Raw genomic sequence first — 9613 nt, forward strand, 5'->3', positions numbered from 1 at the left:
AGGTGAACCGCGATCGCGGTTCACCTTGAGGGAGTCAGAGTTGGACTAAGTGCAGGTCCAATAGGCTGGCTGGACCTATTCTTCGGAATAGGTCCAGACCTCCACCTCACAAATATTTACGTCGAAGCTAGAAACCTCACCGCCATCAGAGAAGAGGGCCAGCATGTCGTAGCGGCAATCGGGAGATCCATCCACCACCGTCATGTTAACCATCTCCCCCGGAGGCAGAGATTGCCCCTCAGGAACGACATTATCCTCCCAGCTCGTGGAGGTAATGGGGGAAATGTAGAACTCTACAATGGCAGCGCTGGTGTTGTTCTGAATTTGGAAGACGACATCCTCTGCCAACGCGGCGGTTGTCGCCAGAAGCGGCGCGGGGATCGCCATCAGGGCTGCGAGGGCAGTGGTCCGAAGGGGGGCAGTTTGCAGCATAGAAGGAAGTGTGGGTTGAGAAATTATCGGCCTAAATCTGTTCCTCAAGCCCCGTGGGCCTCATTCCTTAAAATTCAGACCAATATCGACCCACCTACCGAGTAACCCTCCTATTTCCTCCGGGCAGGCTCCGCCTTAGGGGTATTGCTCCTACGGAACACAGGGGAGGCAGAGCCTCCGGCAGCGGTACCCAGGCAGAGCCAGGGCACCAGAAACAAATTCAAAATTTCTGTCACCCCCTGCATTGGGCGCGGAAACCGTGTCCCTACGGTGACATCCACCCACGCCAAAGCCCAATATCAGTCACCCGCGCACACCGGGCAACCACAAGGGATTGCCCCTACGGTTCTGTCACGTCTTGCATTGGGCGCGGCATCTCTGCGGTGCATTGCTTCGCGTTTCGCAAGCGATATAAAAAGTGAAGCCACGCCTTAGCGTTATGCACCCTACGGGAAATTCAATTCAAAACTCAAAATTCAAAACTCAAAATTTCTGCCACCCCCCCCACACAAGCCCTTCGGGCAGGCTAACTACCTGGGAGTGGCTTCGCCAACGCCTTTCTTGAATGCCGTTAGGCTATACACACCCTCATACCCCCACACTCCCCCCAACCCTCACACCCCCTACCCCCACCGGGCGTCTCCGAGGAGTTGATCGAGCAAGGCTTGCCAAGTGGCGTTGGGCTGCCAAATTTTGTGCAAGTCGGCCATGGCTTTATCACTGGCGATGCCTTGCTGTATCCGCCATGCATACATGAATGCTGACACCCGCATGTTGGCGGCGCAGTGCACCAGGATTTTCTGGTTTGGGTGGGCGGCCATGGCTGCTGTGAAGGTCTGAAAGGCTTCCACTGTAGGCGCTTCCCACACTACGGGAATGGAAATGTAGGTCATGCCGTAGCTCTCCACCCGCGATCGCTCATCCGACAGGGCATTGTCAGAACTGGGTAGCGCCAGGTTGATCACCACCTCAAAGCCAGCCTGGTGAATGGCTTTGAATTGGTCAGCGGTAGGTTGCCCAGAGGTCGCTAGCCGATCCGTCAGGGGAAGATAGTTATAAATACTCGTGAGCATAGACGGCAATTCAAAATTCAAAATCCATCTCCATCATCCCTGAAGCACGGGTCTCCTAGACACAACACCTTCCCTGCCTCGGTCGCTGCGACACGGGTATTTACGGCGAGGCGATAGAAGTGGTTGAAACGCGATCGCGCCACCCCCGCTGGCAGAGACTGCGATCGCAGTTGGCTAAACCGGGATTGAAACGCCTTGATTGCGGCTCCACTGTGGGTATCGCGGGTGGGCACAATGCAGCGCTGGCAGGGATTAATACCCTGGAGGGTGACAGCACCGATGGAAAAAGCAACCGGATCCCCATTTTCTGAAAAAAGCTGGTCTTCCCAAAAGGCGGGCACCCCATCAATTTCCAAGTTAGTCCGAAAGCGACGGCGGGTTTCCTCTAGGGATAGCTCAAACCAGCCCGCCACCGTTGCCAGCGTGGCGGTGCTAATCACCGTGGGACCGGGGGAGATCGTGTCATCGGGGAAACCCATTTCACGATTGCGGCTCAGGGTCACGGGCTGCTGGAAATAGCGCCCCAACCATGCCTCTAAGGCCGTGCGATCGCGGGTCAGGTCAAACCCGACTTTTTCACTGTCACCGTCTCGCCAGAGGGTAATGTGGCTCAGGTCTGGGGAAAAGTGCGATCGCAGAGTATGCACCTGGGCATTACGCTTGCCGTTAATAAACTGGCTCCGCTGATCCATCAAGGCAAAGGCGCGATCGCCCTCCAGGGCTCCACTGGCCAGCAACGTCGCCGTCGGCACCGCGAGGCCATCTAGGGACTTGAGGGGATAGAGATCAATCCGAGCTAGGTGGGGAGACATAGGTCAGGCGGGCATGATGGATGGGAAACTGGGGAGCCGGAAAGTCTTGTCCGGCCTCCCCCTCTCCCAGATCCCTGAGCTTGTCGTTGGCTTTGCCTGCCTGTAGCGCAGAAGGGGGAGAGGGGACACGGCATTCAAGGAAGGCTTAACCTGCCCGATAGGGCTTGGGGATGAGGGCCAAGGTGTTTGTACACAATAGATCCTGATGGGAGAGTCGCGTCAACCATATCCTTGGGGTTCCGTCTCCCCTTACACTGGATCTAGTGTCAGCGGGGATCGTTCAGGTGGCTTGGGTTACCGGATTGGGACTGTTGGTTCTGGCCTATTTTCTGGGGTCGATCCCCACGGGCTATCTCGTAGCCAAGGCCGTTCAAGGCATTGATATCCGTCAGTATGGCTCTGGCAATACGGGGGCGACAAATGTACTGCGAGTGGTGGGCAAGCCCGCCGCGATCGCAGTTTTATTAGTAGATCTGACCAAGGGTCTGCTGGCGGTGTTGGGAATGGGGCAACTGCTGCCCATGGTCGTGACCTCCAGCACCGTGCTAAACCTATCGCCCTGGTGGATTACCCTGGCGGGACTGTTGGCGATTGTGGGTCATAGCAAATCTATTTGGCTGCAATGGAGTGGGGGCAAGTCCGCCGCCACGGGATTGGGGGTGTTGTTGGCAATGGCATGGCCCGTGGGGCTGGGGGTTGCCCTCGTATTTGCCACTACCTTGGCCTTCAGTCGCATTGTCTCTCTAGGGTCGATGGTGGCAGCAGTGGCGGCGGCGGTGCTGATGGCGATGACCCAGCAGCCCCTCCCCTATACCCTAATTGCGATCGCCGGTAGCCTCTACGTGATCCTGCGCCACCGCACCAATATTGATCGCCTCCTTTCTGGGACTGAGCCTCGCCTGGGGAGCCAGTCGAGCCACAGCTAGGGGCTGTGGACAATCAAAGCCAGATTCCTCAACTTAATGACACTTCGGCGAACAAGGGGCTTCAGTCCCTTGTCTGTACTTATCCGTACTTAATCCGAGTGAGGACCGCTACAAATGCCCTGTACCTGAGCCAACCATTGCCGCACTTGGTTAGCCTGGGGGCTTTCCAGTGGGATCTGGGAGGTGGGATGGGCAAAGCAGTCGAGGGCGTGGCAGTAATCTGCGATCGCACCATTCCAGTCTCCCCACAGGTGACAGGTACGCCCCCGCTCTCCATAGATCAGCCCGGTCAATTGGCGAAACACCAGGGCTTCATCCAGGGCCATCAGGGCCGCATTGTAGCGGCGCAGTTTCCGCAGGGTAACGGCTTGGTTGATGCGCGCACGAATGTGGATCGGGTTGAGATTGATGGCCCGGTCATAATCCGCCAGCGCCAAATCTAAGGCTCCCTTGACCGCCGCCCCTGGGCCAGCAAAGTAATTGCCTCGATTGTTATAGGCCGCCGCCAACAGAGGATCCAAGCTCAAGGCCCGGTTGTAATCTCGCAGCGCCGCCTCTCCCTGCCCCGCCCACGAATACACCAAGCCCCGGTTGCTATAGTCCTCAGCACTGTGGGGATAGCGGCTCAGAACCCCTGTCAGAGTTTGGATGGCGGTAAGGTATTGCTGCTGTTGGGCTTGCTTTAAGGCAACCTGTCGCCACCGTAGCAGGTCCGCCCTTGCGGATAAACTGACATCCGCTTTGGCCTCCAAGGCCGAAAACGGGTACGGGAGGACTGGGTGGGCTAAAAAAGTGGCGGACTCTGCCACAGGATGACTAAAATTCTCGGCATCAGGATGCTGGTGGCACTTCATAGCCACGGCCTCTCACATGGAACTGTTGCGACGCATCCCTAAGTGCTGGCAATAGCTGTGGCATGGAGAGGTCTGACTTATCAGCCTAGAACTCAACACCCTGATCGCAGCACCTAGGTATAGTGCCATGTCCTGAAATGGAGTCCAACCGAGAGATATCGTAGAAAATGACCTGTAGAATCCGGATTTACATAAAGAACTGTAATTTTCTCCGTAGACCCACTTATTCTCCCTTCTCCAGGGGTACTTAGTTCTCGGATCAAGTACCCCTGGAGGGTAGTCAAACCCAATCTACGATTTGGATGGGTTTGGCACAGGTCAAGGGATAAACATCCCCACCATTCCCACCCCGTAGGGTCAGGTTTAGCCGATCGCCCCCAACCCTCCACCCAGGTTGAACCGTCAAAACCTGCCCCGGACAACACCCCACGACTTATTAGTTCTCAACTATTAGTTAAGTTGTGGTCTATTCCGGGACTAGCCGTTTTACTACTGAGAAAGCGAATCGTAACTTTCAGGCACCATGACTTCAACCCTTCCCGCCCCCAATGCCCCGGATCTTCAGAGTGATAGCTACTTGGCCGTAGGAGTGGCCACCTGCTATCACCGGGTCGAGGGGGAAGTAGAGGAGATTATTCTCCTAGAGCCCGTTCCCTCCGCCTATTTAGAAACGGTTTTCAAGGGGGTACCCACCGCCTACAGTGCGGTCCATGGCGTCACCTTAAACATGATCCTGTCTGAAGGAGAGCCCTCCCGCGTGGAGGGATTTCCCGCCCAGGGAACCTTCTGTGCTGATTTCGCCGACCGTGCGATCGCGGCGGCCCGCACCTACCAACAGCACCCCACGGCCCAGGCTGATCTACCCGTCGGCACCTGTCGGCAGGATCTCAACTACTCCACCGAGAAAAAGCGGGTACTCAACCAAGAAAACCTCGTCTCCCCGGACGACAACGTCAAACAGCACGCCTACACCCACCAGGTGCTGTAGGGGTATGGGGGTATGAGGGTGGGCCTTGCCCACCCTACAAATTCTGATTCATCCTTCTGCCTTCCTCCCATGGTCACCCTCCAACTCCGCCAACTAGATGTCCCGCCAGGGCAAAGACTCCTGCTCCACGATGTGAGCTGGGCTGAGTTTGAGGCAGTTTTAGAAGAGTTGGGCGAACACCGGGGAACTCGTGTCGCCTACAACAACGGTTTGTTGGAACTTATGGCTCCTCTTCCTGAGCATGAATCAGATAAAGAAATCATTAGCGATCTCCTAAAAGCCTTGTTAGAGGAACTCGACATAGAATTCCTCACATTAGGGTCAACCACCTTCAAGAATTCGGAAATGCTGAAAGGCATCGAGCCTGATCAGTGTTTTTATATTCAGCATGAAATAGCAGTGCGGGGCAAAAAACGACTCGATTTAACGATAGATCCGCCTCCTGATTTAGCTTTAGAGGTGGATATCACCTCCCGTACCCATCCCGAGACCTATGCCGCCCTGGGGGTGCCTGAACTATGGCGACGGGCGGGACACACGATTCGTATCTACCAGCTCCAGGCGGGAAAATATGTGGAGGTGGATCACAGCCCAACTTTTCTCGGCTGGCCGTTGCAGGCTGAAATCCCTAAATATGTGACGCAAAGCCAGGTAGAGGGGCGAAACCGGGCCATGCGAGCCTTTCGACAATGGGTGAGTGGTGAGCTAGACCTCTAAACGATCGCACCCACTACCCTGCGCTAATCTTGGGACTACGACCCACAGAACTTGGCCCTATGACTCCCCAAGACTCTGAACGGATTGAGCGCTTTGTGGCCAAGTGGCAAAACTCCGGTGGCAATGAGCGGGCCAATTACCAGGGGTTCTTTTTAGACCTGGTTGAGGCGCTGGGGGTAGATGGCCCACCGCCGAAAGGCAATGTGGCGGATGACCCCTACTGCTTTGACAAAGACATCAAGGTTTACCACCCCAGCGGCAAAGTTACTCCCGGCTACATCGACTTCTACAAGGCCGACCACTTCATCATTGAGGCCAAGCAGGGCAGCGCTCAGACGGGCAAGGGCACGGCAAAGCGAGGCACGCCCACCTATCTAAAGGCGATGGAAAAGGCGTTTGTGCAGGCGATCGCCTACACCCGCAATGTCTCCACCAAGCCGCCCTTCTTACTCACCTGCGATATTGGCAGTCACTTTGAGCTGTGGACAGGCTTCAACGGGGACTATGGCGGCTACGCGGCCCGTCAGGATATTGAGCTGGCGGCATTGCGGCGGGAAGCGGTCTTTGACCTGTTTGTGGACATCTTCACGAACCCGGAAGCCCGTAACCCGGAGAAGATTGCGGCGCGGGTGACGCGGGAGGTGGCGGCTGATTTGGCGGAGCTGACGAAAAGTTTAGAGCGATCGCCCTTTCTCAGCGCAGCCGCTGGCCCCTCTCCCCTAACCCCTCTCCCAGAGGGCGAGGGGGACCGATCCGGGCTCCCTTCTCCCCCAGGGAGAAGGGCTGGGGATGAGGGGATTTCAGGGGTAGCCGCGATGGTCGGCCCCTCTCCCCTAACCCCTCTCCCAGAGGGCGAGGGGGACCGATCCGGGCTCCCTTCTCCCCCAGGGAGAAGGGCTGGGGATGAGGGGCAGGCCGGGGATGAGGGTTACAACCATCCCCAAGCCGTCGCCCATTTCTTGATGCGCTGCATCTTCACCATGTTTGCCGAAGATGTGGGACTGCTGAAGGAGGATGTCTTCACCCATGCGCTGAAGACCCGCTGGCAAGGGAATCCCAAGAGCTTTAAGCCGGAGGTGGAGGCGCTGTGGCAGGCGATGAATGAGGGGGGCAGCTTTGGCTTCCACGGTCGGCTGTTGCGGTTTAACGGGGGCTTGTTTGCGGAGCCCGTGGCCTTTGATTTGGCGGCGGATCAGTTGGCGATTCTGTTGGCAGCGGCGGAACGGGATTGGCAAAATGTGGAGCCTGCCATCTTTGGCACCCTGCTGGAGCGGGCGCTGGATACGAAGGAACGCAGCAAGCTCGGTGCCCACTACACGCCGCGTTCCTATGTGGAGCGGTTGGTGCGTCCGGTGGTGATGGAGCCGTTGCAGGCCCAGTGGGTGGTGGTGCAGGGGGAGGCGAAACAGCAGTTGGGGGATGACCCGGAACCGAAGCCCAGCCAAAAGAAGAAGGCGATCGCAACCCTAGAAGCATTTCTCACGGAACTGCGGCAGACCCGCATCCTTGACCCCGCCTGCGGTACGGGCAATTTCCTCTATGTGACGCTGGACTTGATCAAGCAGCTAGAGTCGGAGGTGCTGAAGCGCCTGGAGGACATCACCGGGCAGGCTCAGCTCCGGCTCGACATTGACCAGGTGAACCCGTCCCAGTTTTTGGGCATTGAGATTAACCCACGGGCTGCGGCGATCGCGGATCTGGTGATCTGGATTGGCTATTTGCAGTGGCATTTTCGCCGCTTTGGGGATTTGCCCCCGGTGGAGCCGGTGCTGCGGGAGTATCGCAACATTGAATGCCGGGATGCGGTGCTGGCCTATGACGGCAAGGAACCGGATGTTGATCCGGCGACGGGGCAGGTGAGAACCCGTTGGGGCGGACGCAAGATGCGGCATCCGGTGACGGGGGAGGATGTGCCGGATCCGACGAATCAGATTCCCATTTATCGGTATTTGAACCCTCGGCCTGCGGAGTGGCCGGAGGCGGATTATGTGGTGTCGAATCCGCCATTTATTGGGAAATCTCGGAGAAGAACATCACTCGGCGATGACTATTTAGAAGCACTCTTCTCAGCTCATAAAACAATGTCTGAAGGGGCAGATTATGTTATGTACTGGTGGCATCACGCAGCCAGCTTGATCAAGAAAAAGAACTTACAGAGATTTGGGTTTATAACCACTAATAGCATTACTCAAATTCTAAATCGCCAAGTCATAGAGAAATCTTTGAAAGCTCTTAAAGATCATCAAATCATATGGGCTATTCCTGACCATCCTTGGGTCGATGGCGATACTGGAGCAGCAGTAAGAATCGCAATGACAGTCGTAGGTGACAACAATCAAAATCCTACTATCTCAACAATTCTGGAAGAAACCTGGCAAAATGAGATAGAAGCAGAAGTCAGGCTGAATTCAGTTTCAGTTGGGAAAATCAATTCAAATTTGGGTGGAGGTATAGATGTAAGCAAATCAGTTCCGCTTAAGGCTAGTGAAGGTATTTCAACAGTCGGCATTGTTCTTTTTGGAAAGGGTTTCCTAATTGATACGAAAGAAGTTGCCAGCTTTGAAAAGGAAGTCTGCCACCCATTCATCACAGGAAGAGGTTTGATCAATGGTTACTCAGATGCATGGGTGATTGATTTTTATCCTTTGAACCATACAGAGGCACAAGAAAAAGCTCCGAGAGCGTTTCAAAGAATTCTTGATTACGTAAAACCACAACGTGACCAAATTAGGGATCCTGGCAGTAGAAGGAATTGGTGGAGGTTTGGTCGTGATAAGGGCAATCTGCGCTCTGCAATCAGTAGCCTTCCCCGTTATATTGCAACAGTCGAAGTCAGTAAATTCAATACCTTCTGTTTTATTAATTCCGATGTTCGACCTGATCACACTCTCATCGCTATCGCTTTAAGTGACGCCTATTTTCTTGGAGTGCTCTCTAGCTATATACATCATCTTTGGGCAATAGCATCTGGTGGGACACTCGAAGACCGACCGAGATATAACAAGAGTCTTTGCTTTGATCCGTTTCCCTTCCCAGACCCCACCCCAGAACATAAGCAGACCATCCGTGACCTGGGCGAACGCCTCGATGCCCACCGCAAAAAAGTGCAGGCTAACTATCCTAATATCACCATCACCGGCATGTACAACCTGCTCGAAAAACTCCGCGCCGGGGAAGCCTTCACCGACAAAGACCGCGAATACAACGATCGCGCCCTGGTCAGCACCCTCAAGCAAATCCACGACGACCTAGACGTGGCAGTGCTAGAGGCTTACGGGTGGGGTGATTTAGTGGCGCTACTTGGCCCCTCTCCCCTAACCCCTCTCCCAAAGCTAATCCTGTAGGGGTTTTGCACAAGTCTATGAGCGAATCGCAGATCCCTTGTTCGGTAGAGGATAACGCCGATGACATGGACTAAGCTGGTGCTAAAAGTTAGCGAACGTTAGCGGTATCCCAATGTCAGAGTTTAGCCAATTAAGTGCCTTTCGACCGCAGGTAAAAAAAGCCTGAACAAAGCCTACGAGCTGGCCTGCGAGCAACCGACACTGTCCTTTTCGAGCTGCCTGGGCAATAGTTTCAGGCAAACCGTCGCTGGGTTGTTTGCGAGGGACGAGATGAACGATTCAACAATGTTGTCAGGTCACGTAGCGGCGACGCGAGAGCGGGCGCAGGCGAGCGAGAGCGAGTATCTGATAGCGGCGCAAGACACAACGTACTATAACTACTCAGGTCAGGGGCAGATGACGGGGCTCGGGGTCATCCAGGGCAAGGTGCGGGGTCTGATGCAACACAACGTATTGCTGATGGATGA

The 9613-nt window shown here is 55.4% G+C and carries 8 protein-coding genes and 1 pseudogene; 5 read left to right on the forward strand and 4 right to left on the reverse strand.

Features of this window, described 5'->3' with window-relative positions:
• Positions 1 to 75: 75 nt before the first annotated feature.
• The 3 genes from LEP6406_RS0200855 to LEP6406_RS0200865 all read right to left on the reverse strand — a co-directional run bounded on the left by LEP6406_RS0200855 (position 76) and on the right by LEP6406_RS0200865 (position 2317).
• Positions 76 to 432, reverse strand: coding sequence for a hypothetical protein (locus tag LEP6406_RS0200855; protein WP_008317556.1), 357 nt, complete (start codon positions 430 to 432; stop codon positions 76 to 78).
• A 623-nt stretch (positions 433 to 1055) separates the two neighbouring features.
• Entirely contained in the window at positions 1056 to 1505 is a 450-nt protein-coding gene (locus tag LEP6406_RS0200860; protein WP_008317558.1) for a protein tyrosine phosphatase family protein, read from the reverse strand.
• A gap of 17 nt (positions 1506 to 1522) precedes the next feature.
• The gene (locus LEP6406_RS0200865; RefSeq protein ID WP_008317568.1) at positions 1523 to 2317 is read right to left on the reverse strand and encodes an MOSC domain-containing protein; all 795 of its coding nucleotides are present in this window, start codon (positions 2315 to 2317) and stop codon (positions 1523 to 1525) included.
• Positions 2318 to 2601: 284 nt separating this feature from the next.
• On the opposite strand from LEP6406_RS0200865, the gene plsY reads away from it, so the two are divergent.
• The gene (plsY, locus tag LEP6406_RS0200870; protein ID WP_027268726.1) at positions 2602 to 3243 is read left to right on the forward strand and encodes a glycerol-3-phosphate 1-O-acyltransferase PlsY; all 642 of its coding nucleotides are present in this window, start codon (positions 2602 to 2604) and stop codon (positions 3241 to 3243) included.
• An 89-nt stretch (positions 3244 to 3332) separates the two neighbouring features.
• Here the strand turns inward: plsY and LEP6406_RS26100 are convergent, their stop codons facing one another.
• On the reverse strand, positions 3333 to 4097 hold the full coding sequence (locus LEP6406_RS26100; RefSeq protein ID WP_008317573.1) for a tetratricopeptide repeat protein: 765 nt from the start codon (positions 4095 to 4097) through the stop codon (positions 3333 to 3335).
• 523 nt (positions 4098 to 4620) lie between these two features.
• On the opposite strand from LEP6406_RS26100, the gene LEP6406_RS0200880 reads away from it, so the two are divergent.
• From LEP6406_RS0200880 to LEP6406_RS33970, 4 genes and pseudogenes are all read left to right on the forward strand, one after another.
• Complete coding sequence (locus LEP6406_RS0200880; RefSeq protein ID WP_008317576.1) at positions 4621 to 5085, forward strand: hypothetical protein; 465 nt, start codon at positions 4621 to 4623, stop codon at positions 5083 to 5085.
• A gap of 69 nt (positions 5086 to 5154) precedes the next feature.
• Positions 5155 to 5802, forward strand: coding sequence for a Uma2 family endonuclease (locus LEP6406_RS0200885; RefSeq protein ID WP_008317577.1), 648 nt, complete (start codon positions 5155 to 5157; stop codon positions 5800 to 5802).
• A 59-nt stretch (positions 5803 to 5861) separates the two neighbouring features.
• Positions 5862 to 9146 carry a class I SAM-dependent DNA methyltransferase gene (locus tag LEP6406_RS33480; RefSeq protein WP_008317578.1) on the forward strand — a complete coding sequence of 1095 codons (3285 nt, stop codon included), beginning with the start codon at positions 5862 to 5864 and terminating at the stop codon, positions 9144 to 9146.
• 285 nt (positions 9147 to 9431) lie between these two features.
• Positions 9432 to 9613 (forward strand): annotated as a pseudogene (locus LEP6406_RS33970) (hypothetical protein); the annotation flags it as partial.

The sequence above is a fragment of the Leptolyngbya sp. PCC 6406 genome (assembly GCF_000332095.2).
GTDB lineage: Bacteria > Cyanobacteriota > Cyanobacteriia > Phormidesmidales > Phormidesmidaceae > PCC-6406.

Bases quoted from the DNA above. Each gene is read 5' to 3' on its own strand.
- LEP6406_RS0200855 (WP_008317556.1), bottom strand. From the start codon at position 432: ATGCTGCAAACTGCCCCCCTTCGGACCACTGCCCTCGCAGCCCTGATG.
- LEP6406_RS0200880 (WP_008317576.1), top strand. From the start codon at position 4,621: ATGACTTCAACCCTTCCCGCCCCCAATGCCCCGGATCTTCAGAGTGAT.
- LEP6406_RS33480 (WP_008317578.1), top strand. From the start codon at position 5,862: ATGACTCCCCAAGACTCTGAACGGATTGAGCGCTTTGTGGCCAAGTGG.
- LEP6406_RS0200865 (WP_008317568.1), bottom strand. From the start codon at position 2,317: ATGTCTCCCCACCTAGCTCGGATTGATCTCTATCCCCTCAAGTCCCTA.
- LEP6406_RS0200860 (WP_008317558.1), bottom strand. From the start codon at position 1,505: ATGCTCACGAGTATTTATAACTATCTTCCCCTGACGGATCGGCTAGCG.
- LEP6406_RS26100 (WP_008317573.1), bottom strand. From the start codon at position 4,097: ATGAAGTGCCACCAGCATCCTGATGCCGAGAATTTTAGTCATCCTGTG.
- LEP6406_RS0200885 (WP_008317577.1), top strand. From the start codon at position 5,155: ATGGTCACCCTCCAACTCCGCCAACTAGATGTCCCGCCAGGGCAAAGA.